The organism is Streptomyces sp. Q6 (genome assembly GCF_036967205.1).
Taxonomy (GTDB): domain Bacteria; phylum Actinomycetota; class Actinomycetes; order Streptomycetales; family Streptomycetaceae; genus Streptomyces; species Streptomyces citrinus.
Genome location: NZ_CP146022.1, coordinates 3,632,842 through 3,650,274 on the forward strand (window position 1 = coordinate 3,632,842; position 17,433 = coordinate 3,650,274).

Genomic DNA, 17,433 nt, shown 5'->3' on the forward strand with positions numbered 1-17,433 from the left:
GGCCAGGCACGTCGGCCAAATCGGACCGCACGACGGGTACCCGGGGACACGAACCCGCCCGGCGGTGCCGGGCGGGCCGGGGCGTCACGCCTTCGGGGCGACCTTGCTCAGGCCGTTGATGATGCGGTCCATCGCGTCGCCGCCCGTCGGGTCGGTGAGGTTGGCCAGCATCTTCAGCGTGAACTTCATCAGGATCGGGTGGGTCAGACCGCGCTGCGTCGCGATCTTCATGACCTTCGGGTTGCCGATGAGCTTCACGAAGGCGCGGCCCAGCGTGTAGTAGCCGCCGTAGGTGTCCTTGAGGACCTGCGGGTAGCGCTGGAGGGCGAGTTCACGGCTGGCGTCGGTGGGGCGGGCGTGGGCCTGGACGATGACGTCGGCCGCGATCTGGCCGGACTCCATGGCGTACGCGATGCCCTCGCCGTTGAACGGGTTGACCAGGCCGCCCGCGTCGCCGACCAGGAGCAGGCCCTTGGTGTAGTGCGGCTGGCGGTTGAAGGCCATCGGGAGAGCGGCGCCGCGGATCGGCATCGTCATGTTGTCCGGGGTGTAGCCCCAGTCCTCCGGCATCGACGCGCACCAGGCCTTGAGGACCTCGCGCCAGTCCAACTCCTTGAACGCCTTCGAGGAGTTGAGGATGCCCAGGCCGACGTTGGACGTGCCGTCGCCCATGCCGAAGATCCAGCCGTAACCGGGCAGCAGCCGGTCCTCGCCGGGCCCGCGCTTGTCCCACAGCTCCAGCCAGGACTCCAGGTAGTCGTCGTCGTGGCGGGGCGACGTGAAGTACGTACGGACGGCGACGCCCATCGGGCGGTCCTCGCGGCGGTGCAGGCCCATGGCGAGGGAGAGCCGGGTCGAGTTGCCGTCGGCGGCGACGACGAGCGGGGCGTGGAAGGTGACCTCGCGCTTGTCGCCGGTGTCGCCGAGCTTGGCGTTGACGCCCGTGATGCGGCCGGTGCGCTCGTCGATGATCGGGGCGCCGACGTTGCACTGCTCGTACAGCCGCGCGCCCGCCTTCTGCGCCTGCCGCGCGAGCTGCTCGTCGAAGTCGTCACGCTTGCGGACGAGACCGTAGTCCGGGTACGAGGCGAGGTCGGGCCAGTCGAGCTGGAGGCGGACGCCGCCGCCGATGATGCGCAGGCCCTTGTTGCGCAGCCAGCCCGCCTCCTCGGAGATGTCGATGCCCATGGAGACGAGCTGCTTGGTGGCGCGCGGGGTCAGGCCGTCACCGCAGACCTTCTCGCGGGGGAACGCCGTCTTCTCCAGGAGCAGGACGTCGAGGCCGGCCTTCGCCAGGTAGTAGGCGGTCGTCGAACCGGCAGGACCGGCCCCGACGACGATCACATCTGCGCTGTGCTCGGAGAGGGGCTTGGGCTGCTCGGTCACGGCGGGTTCTCCCCAGACTCGAAAACGGTGGTCTCGAAAACGGTGTGCCGTCCGGCACGGACATGGGCAGTCTATTCAGCGGCACCGATCTCCCAGCGAAGGGCCAGCCCATGACCGACGTCGCCGATGTGTTCGTGCCGCCCTCCGTGCGGCTGCGGGTCCCCACCCATGAGGACGCGTTCGCCTGGCACCGGGTGTTCGACGACCCGGACGTCATGGAGTTCCACGGCGGCGCCTCGGCGGAGCTGTCGGTGTACGAGGAACTGACCGCGCGCCAGCGGCGGCACGACGCCGAGCACGGGTTCTGCCTGTGGACGATGACGAACGACGCGGGCGAGGTCATCGGCTTCACCGGCGCGCAGCCGTGGCCGGGCACCTGGGGCCCGGTCGGCGAGATCGAGATCGGCTGGCGGCTGGGCCGCGCGCACTGGGGTCAGGGGTACGCGACGGCCGCCGCGCACGCCACGCTGGAGCGGGTACGGGCGGCGGGCGTCGGCAGCGTCGTCGCGATGGTCGACGCGCGCAACGCGCGGTCGATCGCGGTGACCCGCCGCCTCGGCATGGATCTGGTGGAGACGTTCGTGACGCCGACCGGCAAGCAGGGCCACTGCTTCCGGTTGGTGCTGTAACGCCGCTTCCGGCGCCGTCACCCCCGGGGCTACGCTTCCGGTACCGCCTGGGGGTGACATCCGTGCCGAAGACGCCCAAGACACCCGAGACGCCGGACGTGCGCGTTCCGAAACTGGTCGGCCTGATGGCGGTCGACGCACGCCAGGCCGCCCATGAGCACGGGGTGCTCATCGCCGCGGCCGACCGGCGCGACTTCCACCGGGTCACCGTGGACTACGTGGTGCGCCAGTACCCGGACCCGGGCGTCGAGGTGCCCAGGGACGCCGTGATCACCGTGTGGTTCGACCTCGGTGAGGGCGAGGGCGGTGGGGGCGTGCGCGTGCCCCGCGAGCCGGGCCCGCGGGGCGGTGGGTTGCGCCGTGAACTGGCGGAGCCCGTCGAGCCGTTCAGTCCGTGTCCGTGAGCCGCCAGGTGTCGAGCGCGACCCGGTGCATCTGCTGGGACCGGCCCCACACGTCCTCCCGCGCCGACAGCAGGATGGCGTACTCGGTGCCGTCCGCGGCGATGTAGGCCTGGTCGATGCCGTGGATGGTCTGCCCGGCCTCGTTCTCGTACGTGTACTCCCACAGCGCCCCCGTGCGGCCCTGGAAGGTGTTCCGCTCCAGGCGCAGCCGCTGGTAGCCGCTCTTCTTCTTGTCGGCCTGAAGGTGCTTCTCCATGGCGAGGAAGTTGTCGTACGAGGTGTAGTCCGCGGCCGGGATGACGCCGACGAGGAAGTGCTCCTGGCCGGTGCTGCCCGCGTACGTGATCTGGCTGTCGTTCTCGATGCCCTGCCGGTCCCACTGCTCGGGCACGGCGAACGAGAAGCCCTTCTCGTCGAAGACCTGGTGGTAGCCGGCCGGGATGTCCGGCATGTCGGTGGGCTCTGCGGACGCGGAGGCGGACGCCGGGTCGGACGCGGCGTCCGGGCTCGCGCTCGGGGTGGGCGTCGGTGACGTCCCGGCGGACGGCTTCGTGGTCTGCGCGGCGACCGGCCGGCCGCCCTCGCCGTCGTCCTTGCCGCCGTCCCCGTCGTCCTGGAGCAGGAGCACACCGGCCGCGGCGCCGCCGCCGATCACGAAGGCGCCCGCGAGGGTGCCGACCCAGATACCGACGCGCCGCTTCGACCGCGGCGGGGGCCCTGCGGGCGGCGTGAGGTGGACGGTGTGCGGATCCACGGTGTGGGGATCGACGGGGTGCGGATCGTACGGTGACGGCGGCTGATGCGGGTGCTGCGGTTGCTGCGGTTGCTGTTCGTGAGGCTGCTGGAACCGGTCGGCGGGCGGCGGCTGGTACGGGGTGAACCGGTCGCCGGGCGGCGGCAGTTGGCCGGAGTACGCGGCCGCCTGGCCGGGTGCCTGCCCCGGGACCTGACCCGGCGTCGGCGGCATCGGCGGCATCCCGGTCCCCGCACCCGTGCCTGCCCCCGCCACCTGCGCCAGGTACGGCCCGACGAACGCCGCGCCCCCGATCCACAGCAGCCCGAAGAGCAGCGCGTCCGGGACGCTCAGGCCCACATCGACCTGCCCCGAGCCGCTGCTCGAACTGCCGAAGAAGTCGAAGCCGCCCGTGTAGTCGACGCCCAGACCGCCCACCCCGGCGAGCAGCAGGAACAGGCCGAAGAAGAGCCCCGCGGACAGGAGTTGCTCGCGCCGGTCGAGCGAGCGGCGGGCGATGAGCACGCCGGCGGTCAGCGCGCAGACGAGGCCGAGGGCGAGCGCGTAGGCGACGGCGCCCGAGCCGAGTTCGTCGCCGAGCCGGGACAGGCCGAACGACTCGCGCTCGTACCCGCCCCCGCCGAACGAGGACGTGCCGCGCGCCTCCATCTGGAGCGGGGCGCCCCAGCTCAGGCCGAGCACGCCGAGCGCGAGGTTGGGCAGCAGCATCAGGAACGCGCCGAGCGCCGCGGCGGCCGAGCCGTCGAACTCGGAGGAGTCCGCGACGTCGGCGGCGCTGTTGCCGCCGTCCTCGCCGAAGAGCGCGAGCCCGAGGTAGCCGAGGACCGCCGCGATGAGCAGCACCCAGCCCATGGCGCGCACGGCCGTACCGAAGGCCCGTACCGTCATCCGCACCCCGGGCCTGGCCTCGGCCACCCGGTACCGCAGGTCGTCCGCGTGCAGCACTCCCCCGGCCACGGCGAGGGTGAGCAGCAGCGTCCACAGGGCGGTGAGGAACGGCGTGGTGGACAGGTCGACGCCCTCGATCCCGGGCTGTGCGATCAGGGCGAGCAGCAGCGTCGCACCGGTCACCAGGAGGGCGACGCGCACGGCCGCTTCGAGCCCGGCGGTGGCGCCGTCGGGCGCGCCGGGCACGACCCGCGCGTACAGCCGGCCGCGCAGCATCCGTACGCCGACGACGAGCAGCACGATCCACAGCACCGTCACGAGGAGCGGGACGAGCGAGATCGACGCGGTGCCGGACGTCCCCGCCTCGTATCCGCCGTCGTACAGGGAGGAGTCGGAGGACGACGCGGCGCCCGACACCTCCAGGCCGCCACCGACCCCCTGGAGCAGGGCGGCGAGCGCGATGCGCATGCGGTCCGTGAAGCCGACGACGACATCGTCGGAGTCCTGGCCGTAGGAGGGGACGGCGAACGCGAAGGCGCTCACGAGCAGGAACCCGACCGGCCACAGCGCGGCCTGCGCGGCCCCGGCCCAGTCGCCGCGCAGCGCCCGTCCGAAGAACTGCCCGACGGCCGAGGGCTGAGCGGGGCCCGGGCGTAGGCGGGTGGGGGCGGCGGAGGCGGCGGCTGCATCGCCGCGGCGGCGGGTGCGACGGCAGGGACGGGTGGGGTGGCCGGGGCGGGCGGGGCCGCAGGGGAGCGTTCCTGCCCGCATCTCATGCAGAAGAGGGCCTCATCAGGAGCCTCGGCTCCACAGTGCGGGCAGTTCGACGCCATCAGGGGGCTCCGTGATGCTCCGGGGACGGTCGGGTGACCCGCCGTCACCGGCGGTCACCACGTACTCAACGGACACATCTTTCCCGCAGCCCGGTTCCCGTCAACTGCAATATGGGGCAAGGGACTTACTTGACGCCCCGGTGCAGCGCGACGATGCCGCCGGTCAGGTCGCGCCAGGCCACCTTCCGCCAGCCCGCGCCCTGGAGGCGGGTGGCGAGCTCCGGCTGTGTGGGCCAGGCGCGGATCGACTCGGCGAGGTAGACGTACGCGTCGGGGTTCGAGGAGACGGCGCGCGCGACCGGCGGCAGCGCCCGCATCAGGTACTCGGTGTAGACGGTGCGGAACGGCGCCCACGTCGGGTGGCTGAACTCGCAGATGACGACGCGGCCGCCCGGCTTGGTGACGCGGTACAGCTCACGCAGCGCCTGGTCGGTGTCCTGGATGTTGCGCAGCCCGAAGGAGATGGTGACGGCGTCGAACGAGTCGTCGCGGAACGGCAGCTTCGTGCCGTCGCCCGCCGTGAACGGCATCCAGGGGTGGCGCTTCTTGCCGACGCGCAGCATGCCGAGGGAGAAGTCGCAGGGCACGACGTACGCGCCGGCCCGCACGAACGGCTGCGAGGACGTGGCGGTCCCGGCGGCGAGGTCGAGCACCTTCTGCGCGGGCCGGGCGTCGACCGCCTTGGCGACCTCCTTGCGCCACAGCCGTGCCTGCCCGAGGGAGAGCACGTCGTTGGTGAGGTCGTACTTCTCCGCGACGTCGTCGAACATCGAGGCGACTTCGTGCGGCTGCTTGTCCAGGGAGGCTCGGGTCACCCGCCCATTGTGGCAGTGCCCCTCCCCGCGTCAGCGTCGGAGGGCCTCCGCGGGTTCGACGCGGGCGGCGCGCCACGCCGGGTAGAGGCCCGCGAGGACACCGGTGACCAGGCCGATCAGCGGGGCGGAGGCCACCGTCGCCGGGTGCACGACCGGCGTCCAGCCGCGGGCGAGCGCCACGCCGAGCACGGTCAGGGTGCCCAGGCTCGTGCCGACCAGGCCGCCGAGGGTGCCCAGCGCCCCCGACTCGGCGAGGAACTGCGCGGTGATGTGCCGCCCGCGGGCGCCGAGGGCACGCCGCAGGCCGATCTCGCCGGTGCGTTCCAGGACGGCGACGAGCGTGGTGTTGGCGATCCCGACGGCGCCGATGACCAGGCAGATCCCGGCGAGCAGCAGGAAGAGCTGGTTGAGGTCGGAGGTGATGTTCGAGCGCAGGGTGCGCGGGTCGGGCGGCGGTGTGGCCTTGAGGTACTCGGGGTGGTCGGGGCGCAGGGCGGTCGGCGCCTCGTGGGCCACCTGCCGGGCGGCGCCGAGCCGGGTGGAGACCAGCATCTGGGCCTCCTGCGGGTCGGGCGGGCCCCAGATCCGTTCGGCGACGGTACGCGGGACGACGACGGAGAGCAGCAGGTCGGCCTTGCGGTCGACGTCCGCGACGACGCCGACGACGGTGAACGGCTCGTCGCCGATGAACACCGCCGGGTGCGTCTCCAGGGTCGTGATGCCGAGCCGGGCCGCGACGCCCTCGCCGATCACCGCGACCGGCTCCCCGGTGGCGGCGAGGTAGTCGTCGTACACCTTGCCCTGGGCGAGGGTGGGGCGGGCCGCGCGCAGCACCCCGGGGGAGGCCGCGACGACGGAGATCTCCTGACCGCCGTCCGTCCCGCCGGAGCCGCTGTCGGCGACGGGCGCGGAGCGGACGGTGACGCCGTCGTCGGGGCGTAGGGTCCAGAACACCCCGGCCGCCTCGACCCCGTTGACCTTCCGCATCCGGCGGTCGGCGTCGGCCGGGAAGACGGGGCCGGCGAGCGCGGCGTCGTCGGCACCGGCCTCCTCGACGCTCACCTCGGTGGCCGTGAGCGCGTTGAACCGGGAGTCGATCTGCGAGGACGTGGTCGCGGTCAGGCCGAGGATCGCGACGAACGTGCCGACGCCGAGGACCGTGCCGAGCGCGGTCAGGGCCGAGCGGGCGGGTCGCTGGAGGACACCGGCCCCGGCCTCGGAGAGCAGGTCCCTGGGGCGCAGCACGGAGCGCTCCACGGCGGCGGAGGCCCTCGGCCGTCGCCCGCGCCGCAGCGGGTTCCTCGGACCGTGCGGCCCGCGGTGGGCGCGCCCCACGAGAGGGCTCCTGTGGCGGTGGATCAGGCGGTTCATGAGGCTGTTCATACGGCGGTTCATGAGACGGAGAGGTGCGGCTCGGCGAGGATTCCGTCGCGGATGGTGACGGTCCGGCCGCCGCGTGCGGCGATCTCCGGGTCGTGCGTGATCATCAGTACGGTCATCCCGTCGTCGTGGAGTTCGTCGAGCAGACGCAGGACCGTGGCGGCGTTGGCGGTGTCGAGGTTGCCGGTGGGCTCGTCGCACAGCAGCAGAGCGGGCGATCCGGCCAACGCGCGCGCGATGGCGACGCGTTGGCGTTCGCCGCCGGACAGCCGGGTGGGCAGCGCGTCGACCCGGTGGGCCAGGCCGACCCGGGTGAGCGCCTCGCGGGCCCGGCTCACGCGCCGTGCGCGCGGCACGCCCGTGTAGACCATCGACAGGATGACGTTCTCCATGGCCGAGCGGTGCGGCAGCAGGTGGAAGGACTGGAAGACGAACCCGATGCGGCGCCCGCGCAGCGCGGTGCGGTCGGCGTCGCGGAGCGCGCCCGTGTCGTGCCCGTCGAGCAGGTACGTGCCCTCGGTGGGGGCGTCGAGCAGGCCCACGATGTTCAGGAACGTCGACTTCCCCGACCCGGAGGGCCCGACGACGGTGACGAACTCGCCCTGCTCCACGCGCAGATCGCACGGCTTGAAGGCGGGGACGGGCGGCGGGCCCGGATAGGTCAGGCCGACCCGCCGGAACTCGATGACGGCGGGGGCGGTGGGGGCGAGAGGGGTGACGGGGGCTGCGGGATCGGTCGGAACCGTGGGCCATCCGGTCATCGGACGTCCTCCGCCCCGTCGCCTTCGCCGTCCGCCGCTCCCCCGCCGCTCCCCTTGGCGTTCGCGCCGTCGGACGTGACGCCGGTGACGACCTTGTCGCCCTTCTTCAGGGTCGCGCCGCCGGTCGGGGTGACGGCGACGAAGCCGTCGCCGACCGTGCCGGGTTCGACCTCCACCTGCCGCCGGGCACCGCCGGAGGTGAGGACGGTGACGGTGGTGCGGCCGTCGGCGCCCGCCGTGATCGCGGTGATGGGCACGACCAGCGCCTTGCCGTCGGTCGTCGCGGCCTGCACGGCGAGGCGTACGTCCTGCCCGGCGAGTTTGGCGTCGAGGGGCCGGTCGGGAGTCACCTCGAGGAGGTAACCGCTCTCCCCCGTCCGGGAGTTGCCGCCGTCCTGGTTGTCGCCCTGGCCGCCCGTCGCGGTGCCGGAACCGCCGGTGTCCTGCCCCTGCGCGGAGAGCGTGTCGGCGACGGACGTGACCTTCGCACGGGCGCTGATTCCGGTGAGCTCCGAGTGGATCTCCACCTTCTGCCCCTTGCGCACGAGCCCTTTCTGGTGCTCCTGGAGGTACGCCTGGACGATCAGGCGGCCGGCGGAGACCGTCATCACGGCCCCGGTGACCTGCGCGCCGACCTTGCCCTGCACCGCGTCGACGCGGGCCGGGAAGCCCTGAAGGAACACGACCTCGCCGGCGGGCAGTTTGGGGCCCGCGGCCGCCTCCGCCTTGGCGAGTTCGGTGCGGGCGGTCGCCAGGTCCTCCTTGGCGCGCTCCAGTTGACGCCCGGAGTCGCCGCCGCTCGCCTCCTCGCCCGCCGCGGAGTCGCCACCGCCCCGGCCGCCGGCCCGCGCGTCCTCGACGGCCCGCTGCGCGCCGGTCACCGCGTCCCTGGCCGACTTGAGGCCCGCGCCGTCGTCGTCCAGGGCGGGCAGCGGGTCGTAGCCGAGGGAGGCATAGAACGCGGTGAGCGCGGTCTTCGTCCCGGCCCCGAACGTGCCGAGCGCGTCGCCGCCCGTCCCGTGCCCGAGGCCGCGCAGCGCTTCCTGGAGCTGCCGTACGTCGCCGCCGGTCGCGCCGGGCTTGAGGTCGCGGTAGACCGGGACCCGGCCGGGGAGCGCGATCACGGGCCGCCCCGACACTTCGAGGAGCACCTGTCCCGCCCGGACGGTGTCGCCCACACCGACGCCCACCTTGGTGACCACCGGGGCGCCCGATCCCTCGCCGCCGGAGATCTGCGGGGCGACCTGCACCGACTGGCCGGCCGTGACCTGCCCGCGGGTGATCACCGTGGAGGCGAGGACCCGGTACTCCACGTCGGCGGTCAGCACGCTGGGGGCGGGCGGCCGCGCGTCGGCGGCCGCCTGCGACGGCGACTTGATCAGCGTGGCCGCGCCGACCCCGCCGCCGGCCAGCACCACGGCGCCCACGACGAGGCCCGTCACCCAGCGCCGCCGCCGGGACAGCCGGCCGCCGGGCGCCGCGCCACCGTCGGCGCCGGACCCGCTCCCGCTCTCGGCACCCCCGGCGCTCTCGTCGGCGATGCCCGCGTCGCCCTCGCCGTCGCCCATCTCCACCACCACGCCTCGCAGTTCCTTCGTTCGGTCGGCCGGAACCGGACGCCGGCCGGTCCGGGTGCGCACGGTTCAGCCGCCGATCTTGCCGCCGCCGTTGGACCCGGACTTGCCGCCGCACTTCTGGAGCGCCGCGACCAGCTTCGGGTCTCCCTTGAGGGACTTGGCGAGGTCCTCGGTCACCGGGATCTCGCCCGTCTTCGGGTCGGGGTCCGGATAGTCGGGGAAGCCCTCGCCGCGTACACACGCGCTCGCCTTGCGCGCCTTGGCGAGCCGCTGGGCGGAGACCGCTCCGTCGCCGCCGCCCCCGGCCGTCGCGGGCAGCTTGTCCACGCACTTCTGCTCCGCCCCCTTCAGCGTCGCGGCGCTCACATGGTCCTTGTCGACCTGCCGTACGCCCTCGGACGTCGTCGTGAGCTTCACCCCGGCTGCCGCGAGGCAGTCCAAATAGGCGGCCTGGTCCGTGTCCTGGGTCTCGGCAGGGCTCGGGGCGTCCTGGTCGTCGGCGGCGACCGTCGACTTCCCGCCGGCCCCGGCCTCGTCGTCACCGCCCCCGGCGCAGCCGGCGCTCAGCAGGGCGGCGACGAAGAGGGCCGAAGCCAGCCTGGCGGTACGGGTCATGGCACGCATGGGGGCTCCTGGGGCAGGCCGGGCCGAGGACAGGCCGGCGGGGGAACGAAGAGGTCGGCGCGGGGCGCGCTCTCGGCCGGCACCTCGGCCCGTGAGTCCGTACACCCCGCCAACTCGCCTGCGGAGCAGGGACGTTCACCGCACAGGCGGCCGTTCTCCGCACGCCGAAACTAGCCCCGCCACCCGGCGCCGTCTACTGCCCCGAAGGCCAGTAGACGCCCGGCGCCCGCTCGGCTTGGCTTCGAACGAACGCGTTCACAGGTACCTCAGGAAGCACAAGAGAACAGGGAATCCAGCATGTTGAAGTCCACATTCGGCCGCCGCGCCGCCACCCTCGCGCTCGCCGTGACCGCTCTGACCGGTGCCGGTCTGGCGACCGCGGGCAGCGCCTTCGCGGTGTACGCGCCGAAGGACGGCTACCTCGACGGTGGCGAGTTCGGCCTGTACTACAACTCCGACCAGGGCGGCTGCGTCTTCGACCTGTACTCCTCGGACACGAACTTCAGCGGGGACTACTTCAAGGCGTTCGTCGGCTCCTGCAACGGCCAGGGCCAGTCGACGAACAACAACACCGCCTCGTACCACAACAACGACACCTACCGCTGGTACGTGTACACCGGCAGCGACGCCACGGGTTCCGAGGGCAACCTGCCGGCCGGCTACGTCGGCAACGCGTCCAGCACCTTCAAGAACACGATCACCTCGGCGTACCCCTTCGACGCCAACTGACCGGTCCCGTAAGGCCGGCCGTCTGAACCACCCGGGGTGACACCCGACGCACCAGCCGCTGTCCTGCCCGTTGGAGCCGGGCAGGACAGCGGTTCGCGCACACTACCGCCCGGCCGGGGCCACCCCGATACCGCTGTTCTCCCGTTCCCCCGATACAAGGACGCCCCATGCCCGCACCCTCCGGACGCCTCCTCCTCGCCCGCCTCACGGCCGTCGCCGCCGTCCTGGCGCTGTCCGGCTGCGCCGCCTCGCAGAGCGACTCGGGGGACGACGGCAAGGGCGAGCCGCCGCTCGGGAAGGTGCGCGAGCTCACCGAGACCGCGGGGCTCGTCTTCCCGCTCGACGCGTACGAGCGCTCGGCCACCGAGATCCGCCAGCTCGACGCCGCGCAGAACGTCCTCGTCACGAAGTGCATGAAGCGCTACGGCTTCGACTACGCCGCCCCGGCACCCGCGGCCACCGCCAAGTCCCAGCCAAACGCGAAGATTTTCGGCCTCGTTGACGCCGGTGACGCGGCGCGCTACGGCTACGCCGAGCCCCCGCGCAGCGGCGGGACACCGCAGAAGCGGCCCGCCTCGCAGTTGGGCGCGACGGGCGAGCAGGTGCTGACGGGACCGGACGGGAAGAAGGGCGACGGCAGCGCCCGGGGCGGCAAGGTCCCGATGAGCCTGGCCGATTCCCGGGCGAAGAAGAGCGGTTTCGTGGTGAACGGCAAGGACGTTCCCGTCGGGGGTTGCTCGCGGGAAGCGTTCCTCGATCTGTACGCCCCCAAGGCGGACGCTGTCGACGTGATGTACGTCTTCAACCTCCGGGCGGAGGCCGAGTCCCGCGCGCTCAGCGACTCCCGCGTGAAGAAGGCCACCAAGGCCTGGTCCGGCTGCATGGCGAAGGCCGGCTACACCACCGCCGACCCGGCGTCGGTCACCCGGGACCTCGGCATCGCGGACGACGCGCGGAACACGCCCAAGGCGATCGCGGCAGCAAAGGCAGACGTGCGCTGCAAGGCCGACGTGAATTATTCGGGAATTCGTTTCGCGGTGCAGAGTGCCTATCAGAAACGCCTTCTCGACAAGAATGGCGAGACGCTGGAACTCCTCAGGAAGCAGTCGCAGGACCGACTGCGCAGGGCGGCCGAACTGACCGCCTGAGGACTGGCAAAACTATCCGGACCATCCCCTTCCGGTGACCCGCAGAGGCGGTCGGCGGCGGAATCCCCCGTGCTAGATTCCCGTCGCCAAACCAAGACCCGGGGGGGGATCTTGTCACTCAGCTGCATTATCTGTGCTGGTCATGGCAGCGCCGATGGGCCGGATGCACTATCCGACGCGAGCCCTGCCACAGCTCTCATCGTCGCTCCCGACTTAACGCTGACACCGACGGAAGAGCGCGTTCTCGCGACGCTGTACTGCGCTCCGTCGAACATGGAGATCGCCGCGCTTCTGCATATGGCGCCGCGGACGGTGAAATTCCATATCACCAATCTACGGGCCAAGATCGGCGGCCTGAGCAGGCTCGGCCTGTGCCTTCTGTCCGCCATGAACCGGCAGGGCATCCCGTCGGTCTGCCTCTCCTGCGCAGACGCCTTCGCAAAGCCGCGAGGTCTCGACGGTGACGTCTCCGCTGTTCCCGTGTCGTGCGACAGCCCCGGATGAGCCCGTCGCGGGCCGCCGGAAATTCGACTTCAACCTTTCCGGGGCGGCGGCGCTCTGAAGAGTGTGGAAGCCGAACACGGGAGAGCGCGCAGCGATGAGCGAGAAGGGGGGCGGGATGCCGGCAGGGACGGCCACCCACGCCGACACCGCGAGCCCGGCCGACGGCTCGGGCCGCGGGGGCACCTCGGCCGACCGGGGCGCCGCGTCCTTCGAGGAGTACGCCAGAGTCGGCCAGCGCCGCCTCTACCGGACGGCCTATCTGCTGTGCGGCAGCGCCGAGGGCGCGCAGGACCTGGCCCAGACGACGCTCGCCAAACTGTTCCAGCACTGGCGGAAGGCGAGCAGGGCCGACAACATCGACGCGTACGCCAAGACCGTCCTGGTCCGCACGTACGTCGCCGAACGCCGTCGCACCCTGCGCGACCTGCTGGCCCACACGCGCAGCGCCGCGCGCACCGAGACCCAGCCGGCCCACCACGCCGATCTGCGGGTCACGCTCCTCGCGCTCCTCGACGAACTGCCGCCCCGCGCACGGGCGATGGTGGTGCTGCGCTACTGGGAGGACCTGAGCGTGGAGTCCGTCGCGTCGCTGCTGCGGTGCAGCGAGTCCACGGTCAAGAGCCAGTGCTCACGCTCCCTGACCCGCCTGCGCGCCCGCCTGGGCGACGCCCACGAGTACTCCAGCGGGAGTTGACACCGGTCGTGAACACGAAATCTCAGCACGAGGAGTACGAGGACCAGGACGCGGCGCTGTTCAGGTCCGCCCTGTCCCGGGCGGCCGAGGACCTGCCGCCGCTGCCCGACCTGGTGCCGCGGGCTCAGCAGCTGGGCCGCGGGCGCCGGGCCAGGGCGCGGGCCGTGAAGACGGGCGCGGCGTTCGCGGCGGTCACCGCCGTGGCCGTCGGCGCCGCCTGGCTGCCCTCGCTGTCCGGCTCCCCGTCGCACGGCGCCGCGGACCCGGCGGGTGCGCCGTCCGCCGCGTCGTCGGCCCCGGCGTCCGGGACGGACGAGGACGTGCGGCTCACCGCGTACCGGATGAAGGCGGCGGGGGCCCTCGACGCGGCGCTGCCGGCCGCGTTGGGCCGGGTCTCCCCGGCGGGCGCGGACGACGTGCGGTCGTTCGTGGCGCGCTCCGGCGAGCGGTCCTACCCGGTCGCGCTGACCGTGCGGCGGGCGCCGGGCGCGGCCCTGCGCGCGTGCGAGGACGCCCCCGAGAAGGGCCTGACGTGCCGTGCCACCCGGCTCACCGACGGGCGGACGGCGCACGCCTACACGCTGCCCGCGGCGGCGGGCGGCGGCAGCGAGATCTCGCTCCAGTTCCGCGAGGGCGACAGCGAGGTGTCCCTGACGGTGTCGCCCGACCCGCACGGCTCGGCGCCCCTGCCGGTGACCGTGGAGCAGTTGACCGAGGCGGCGAGCGGCGCCGCGTTCCAGAAGCTGGTACGGGACGCCGACCGGAATCCGGTGCTCACCGAAGGGGCGGACCGTGCCGGTTGACCGCCCCGCACCCCCGAGCGAGGACACGCTCCTCCTGAGCAGGCCGGCGGGGAACGGCTCCAACGCGCCCCGCCGGCCGCCCTCTTCGCCGGACCGCCGCCCGCGGGAGCGCCGAGGACCCGCGTCGCGCCGCGGCCGTGGCGTGCTCGTCGCCCTCGTCCTCGCGGCCGTCGCGATGGCCGCGGTCGCCGCGTTCCGCTGGGCGCCGCTCCCGCACGGGACACTGACCGCGGCGGAGCCAACGACGGCCCGTTCGGCACCGGACGCCACAGCGTCGCCGCATCCGGCGGAGGCGTCCCCGTCAACGGCGAGCCCCTCGAAGACGGCGTCACCAGAAGCGACCCACGCGGCGTCACCGGCCAAGCCCTCCGCGAAGGCGTCCACGGCCGCCGTGCCCGGCACCGGCCGTGGCACCTTCACCGTCGCCCGCGCGGCGGCGTCCACCGCGTCCGGCGGCAGCCGCTACCGCGTCGAGGTGGAGGACGGCAGCGGCGTGGACCCGACCGCGCCGCGGCCGAGATCGCCGGGATCCTCGCGGACCCGCGCGGCTGGGCGCACGGCGGCGCCCACACGTTCCACCAGGTCGCCGACGGTTCCGCGGGCCTGGTGATCCGGATCGCGACCCCGGCCACCACGGACCGGCTGTGCGCGGCCTACGGCCTGAACACGCACGGCGAGGTCAATTGCAGCGGCGGCTCCGCCGTGATGGTGAACCTGCGGCGCTGGCAGCTCGGCTCCCCGCGGTTCCCCGGCCCGCTGCACGAGTACCGCGCCCTGATCGTCAACCACGAGGTCGGCCACTGGCTCGGCCACGGCCACGAGACGTGCCCGGGTCCCGGACGCCCCGCGCCCGCGATGATGCAGCAGATCAAGGGCCTGCTGGGCTGTGTCGCCAACGCCTGGCCGTACGACGCGGCCGGCCGCTATCTGAGCGGGCCCACCGTCCCCTGACGCCCGGCGCCTCAGCGCGCCCGGTACACCAGCCGTCCGCCGATCACGGTCGCCACGCACGTCGCGGCCCCGCGCCGCACCAGGTCCGCCCGGTCCGCCACGTCGAACACCGCGAACCGCGCGGGTCCGCCCACGGTGAGCGCGGGCAGCAGGACCATCGGCCGCGGGGAGAGCGAGACCGGCCCGGGGAGCCGGTCGGGGCGGCCGCCGAACACGAGCCCGGAGCGCCGCGCCACCTCCAGGACCGCCTTGGCCCGCAGCTCCCCGGCGAGGGCCACCGTGCCGTGCGCGAACAGCCGCTGCACGCCGCGCCGGGCGCTGGCGCCGAGCCGCGAGGGGTCGGCGCGGAAGATCTGCCGCGCCCGCTCACCGCCGATCGGGGTGGTCCCGTACGTCTCGGACTCGCGCGGATCGGGGTGGTACGTGTGCTCCAGGATCTCCGGGCCGTACGGGTTGAGCAGTCCGGGCGTGAGGATGCCGGGCCAGCGCCGCACCCGGGCGGACGGGTGGGCGGCGGCCAGGTCCTCGTACGGGCCGAGCGCCGTGACGTACTCGCCGTCGACGAGGACGGCCGACCCGTCCGCGTCGGTGGCGTGAAGTGTCAACACGTGTGCGCGGGGCCTCAGTTCGTGGAGACGAGCTTGAGCTCGGGGTGGGCCGTGCCGCCCTCGATCGCGGTGGACGAGATGTGGGAGACGACGCGGTCGTCGACCGGGTCGTTCGCCGGGTCGTCGTGCACGACGAGGTGCTCGTACGTCGTGGCGCGCTGGGCGGGCACCCGGCCGGCCTTCCTGATCAGGTCGATGATCTCCATGCGGTTGGAGCGGTGCTTGGCACCGGCCGAGGAGACGACGTTCTCCTCCAGCATGATCGAGCCGAGGTCGTCGGCGCCGTAGTGCAGCGACAGCTGGCCGACCTCCTTGCCGGTGGTCAGCCACGAGCCCTGGATGTGCTGGACGTTGTCCAGGAAGATCCGGGCGATCGCGATCATCCGCAGGTACTCGAAGAGCGTCGCCTGCGTACGGCCCTTGAGGTGGTTGTTCTCCGGCTGGTACGTGTACGGGATGAAGGCGCGGAAGCCGCCCGTCCGGTCCTGTACGTCACGGATCATGCGCAGGTGCTCGATGCGCTCGGCGTTGGTCTCGCCGGTGCCCATCAGCATGGTGGAGGTCGACTCGACGCCCAGGTTGTGGGCGGTCTCCATGATCTCCAGCCAGCGCTCGCCGGACTCCTTCAGCGGGGCGATGGCCTTGCGCGGCCGCTCGGGCAGCAGCTCGGCGCCGGCGCCGGCGAAGGAGTCGAGCCCGGCGCTGTGGATGCGCTGGATGGCCTCTTCCACCGACACCTTGGAGATCCGGGCCATGTGCTCGACCTCGCTCGCCCCCAGGCTGTGGATGACGAGCTGCGGGAACTCCTTCTTGATGGCGGAGAAGTGCTCCTCGTAGTACTCGACGCCGTAGTCCGGGTGGTGCCCGCCCTGGAACATGATCTGCGTGCCACCGAGCTCGATCGTCTCCGCGCAGCGGCGCAGGATGTCGTCGAGGTCGCGCGACCAGCCCTTCTTCGTGTCCTTGGGGGCCGCGTAGAAGGCACAGAACTTGCACGCCGTGACGCACACGTTCGTGTAGTTGATGTTCCGCTCGATGATGTACGTGGCGATGTGCTCGATGCCCGCGTACTTGCGGCGGCGGATGGCGTCGGCGGCGGCGCCGAGGGCGTGCAGCGGGGCGTCCCGGTAGAGCTCGACAGCCTCCTCAGGGGTGATGCGCCCACCGGCGGCGGCGCGGTCGAGTACGGCGATCAGTGCCTGCTGCGCGGCCTTCTCGGTCACCGGGCGTGCCCCTTTCGGAGTGTTTCTCAGGGTGTGGAGCTGAAATCTCAGCGTACGTCAGGCGGCCAGGGCACCCAGCAGAACCCCCGTGTAGGCCCCGAGGATCATGAAAGGCCCGAACGGGATCTCGCTCTTCCTGCCCGCGCGCCGGGCGACGACCAGGACCAGCGCGTACAGGCCGTTGAACAGCACGCCCGCGAACGCCCCGATGAACAGCACCCCCCACCCGTACCAGCCGAGCGCCGCCCCGAGCCCGAGCGCCAGCTTCACGTCCCCGAACCCCATGCCCTGCGGATGGATGAGGAGCAGGACCAGGTACCCGCCGCCCAGGCCGAGGGTGCCGAGCACGGCCCCGCGCCACGATCCGCCGGGCTCGGGAGCAGCGCGGCCCCGCCGAGCGCGAGCAGCGCGAGCCCGGCCAGCGGCAGCGTCAGCACGTCCGGCAGCCGGTGCACGGCGAAGTCGACGGTGGCCAGCAGCACCCCGACCGGCACGAGCAGCAGCCAGGCCGCCAGCTCCGGACGGGTACCGGTGGCGGCGGCGAGCAGCGCGCAGGCGCCCGCGCCGACCACGGCGAGCTTCCCGGACCCCGCCCCGGCCCCGACCCAGCCGCGGGCCGTGCGCCACGGCTCCCCCGCCGGTACGGAGAGGCGGTGGGCGGGGCGGGCCAGGAGCAGTCCGGTGACCGCGCCCCAGAGGGCGGCGAGGAGGATCAGCGGCAC

Annotated in this window: 18 protein-coding genes and 2 pseudogenes; 9 read left to right on the forward strand and 11 right to left on the reverse strand. The window is 73.0% G+C overall.

The genetic code is table 11. From position 1 onward, the window contains the following. Positions 1-84 precede the first annotated feature (84 nt). Positions 85-1,386, reverse strand: a complete 1,302-nt coding sequence (locus tag V2W30_RS16875; protein ID WP_338697468.1) for a geranylgeranyl reductase family protein — start codon at positions 1,384-1,386, stop codon at positions 85-87. Between the two features lie 110 nt (positions 1,387-1,496). Here V2W30_RS16875 and V2W30_RS16880 point away from each other — a divergent pair, with 110 nt between their 5' ends. Both V2W30_RS16880 and V2W30_RS16885 read left to right on the forward strand, forming a co-directional pair. Next, positions 1,497-2,015 carry a GNAT family N-acetyltransferase gene (locus V2W30_RS16880; protein ID WP_338697470.1) on the forward strand — a complete coding sequence of 173 codons (519 nt, stop codon included), beginning with the start codon at positions 1,497-1,499 and terminating at the stop codon, positions 2,013-2,015. Between the two features lie 125 nt (positions 2,016-2,140). Further along, positions 2,141-2,419 carry a PASTA domain-containing protein gene (locus V2W30_RS16885; protein ID WP_338703643.1) on the forward strand — a complete coding sequence of 93 codons (279 nt, stop codon included), beginning with the start codon at positions 2,141-2,143 and terminating at the stop codon, positions 2,417-2,419. Here the strand turns inward: V2W30_RS16885 and V2W30_RS16890 are convergent. The 7 genes and pseudogenes from V2W30_RS16890 to V2W30_RS16915 form a co-directional block, all read right to left on the reverse strand. Then, a complete protein-coding gene (locus tag V2W30_RS16890) occupies positions 2,403-4,832 on the reverse strand; it encodes a hypothetical protein (RefSeq protein ID WP_338697472.1) in 2,430 nt (809 codons plus the stop codon). The genes V2W30_RS16885 and V2W30_RS16890 overlap by 17 nt on opposite strands. A 17-nt stretch (positions 4,833-4,849) precedes the next feature. Continuing rightward, positions 4,850-4,894: pseudogene (locus tag V2W30_RS41605) on the reverse strand (hypothetical protein); the annotation flags it as partial. Between the two features lie 125 nt (positions 4,895-5,019). Continuing rightward, positions 5,020-5,709, reverse strand: coding sequence for a demethylmenaquinone methyltransferase (locus V2W30_RS16895; RefSeq protein WP_338697474.1), 690 nt, complete (start codon positions 5,707-5,709; stop codon positions 5,020-5,022). A 30-nt stretch (positions 5,710-5,739) separates the two neighbouring features. Continuing rightward, a complete protein-coding gene (locus V2W30_RS16900; RefSeq protein ID WP_338697475.1) occupies positions 5,740-7,080 on the reverse strand; it encodes an ABC transporter permease in 1,341 nt (446 codons plus the stop codon). A 20-nt stretch (positions 7,081-7,100) separates the two neighbouring features. Further along, positions 7,101-7,850: an ABC transporter ATP-binding protein gene (locus tag V2W30_RS16905; protein WP_338697476.1), complete on the reverse strand. Its 750-nt coding sequence runs from the start codon at positions 7,848-7,850 to the stop codon at positions 7,101-7,103. Next, positions 7,847-9,430, reverse strand: a complete 1,584-nt coding sequence (locus tag V2W30_RS16910; RefSeq protein WP_338697478.1) for a peptidoglycan-binding protein — start codon at positions 9,428-9,430, stop codon at positions 7,847-7,849. The genes V2W30_RS16905 and V2W30_RS16910 overlap by 4 nt, the downstream gene beginning before the upstream one ends. Before the next feature lie 63 nt (positions 9,431-9,493). Continuing rightward, positions 9,494-10,051, reverse strand: coding sequence for a hypothetical protein (locus tag V2W30_RS16915; protein WP_338697480.1), 558 nt, complete (start codon positions 10,049-10,051; stop codon positions 9,494-9,496). Positions 10,052-10,348: 297 nt separating this feature from the next. Between V2W30_RS16915 and V2W30_RS16920 the strand changes: the two genes are divergently transcribed. The 7 genes from V2W30_RS16920 to V2W30_RS41615 all read left to right on the forward strand — a co-directional run bounded on the left by V2W30_RS16920 (position 10,349) and on the right by V2W30_RS41615 (position 14,880). Beyond that, positions 10,349-10,780 carry a hypothetical protein gene (locus V2W30_RS16920; protein WP_338697482.1) on the forward strand — a complete coding sequence of 144 codons (432 nt, stop codon included), beginning with the start codon at positions 10,349-10,351 and terminating at the stop codon, positions 10,778-10,780. A 167-nt stretch (positions 10,781-10,947) separates the two neighbouring features. Next, positions 10,948-11,928: a hypothetical protein gene (locus V2W30_RS16925; RefSeq protein ID WP_338697484.1), complete on the forward strand. Its 981-nt coding sequence runs from the start codon at positions 10,948-10,950 to the stop codon at positions 11,926-11,928. A gap of 69 nt (positions 11,929-11,997) precedes the next feature. Beyond that, the gene (locus V2W30_RS16930; RefSeq protein WP_338697486.1) at positions 11,998-12,432 is read left to right on the forward strand and encodes a helix-turn-helix transcriptional regulator; all 435 of its coding nucleotides are present in this window, start codon (positions 11,998-12,000) and stop codon (positions 12,430-12,432) included. 94 nt (positions 12,433-12,526) lie between these two features. Further along, complete coding sequence (locus tag V2W30_RS16935) at positions 12,527-13,126, forward strand: SigE family RNA polymerase sigma factor (protein WP_338697488.1); 600 nt, start codon at positions 12,527-12,529, stop codon at positions 13,124-13,126. 8 nt (positions 13,127-13,134) lie between these two features. Continuing rightward, positions 13,135-13,929, forward strand: coding sequence for a hypothetical protein (locus V2W30_RS16940; RefSeq protein ID WP_338697491.1), 795 nt, complete (start codon positions 13,135-13,137; stop codon positions 13,927-13,929). Beyond that, positions 13,919-14,539 carry a hypothetical protein gene (locus V2W30_RS41610; RefSeq protein ID WP_425244549.1) on the forward strand — a complete coding sequence of 207 codons (621 nt, stop codon included), beginning with the start codon at positions 13,919-13,921 and terminating at the stop codon, positions 14,537-14,539. Before V2W30_RS16940 ends, V2W30_RS41610 begins: the two co-directional genes overlap by 11 nt. Then, positions 14,458-14,880 (forward strand): DUF3152 domain-containing protein, encoded by a 423-nt coding sequence (locus tag V2W30_RS41615; RefSeq protein ID WP_425244686.1) that lies wholly within the window; start codon positions 14,458-14,460, stop codon positions 14,878-14,880. The genes V2W30_RS41610 and V2W30_RS41615 overlap by 82 nt, the downstream gene beginning before the upstream one ends. An 11-nt stretch (positions 14,881-14,891) precedes the next feature. On the opposite strand, the gene V2W30_RS16950 is transcribed toward V2W30_RS41615, so the two are convergent. From V2W30_RS16950 to V2W30_RS16960, 3 genes and pseudogenes are all read right to left on the reverse strand, one after another. Further along, positions 14,892-15,488 carry an imidazolonepropionase-like domain-containing protein gene (locus V2W30_RS16950; protein WP_338697493.1) on the reverse strand — a complete coding sequence of 199 codons (597 nt, stop codon included), beginning with the start codon at positions 15,486-15,488 and terminating at the stop codon, positions 14,892-14,894. Positions 15,489-15,502: 14 nt separating this feature from the next. Beyond that, the gene (gene mqnC, locus V2W30_RS16955) at positions 15,503-16,711 is read right to left on the reverse strand and encodes a cyclic dehypoxanthinyl futalosine synthase (protein ID WP_338697495.1); all 1,209 of its coding nucleotides are present in this window, start codon (positions 16,709-16,711) and stop codon (positions 15,503-15,505) included. Positions 16,712-16,768: 57 nt separating this feature from the next. Beyond that, positions 16,769-17,433 (reverse strand): annotated as a pseudogene (locus tag V2W30_RS16960) (prepilin peptidase).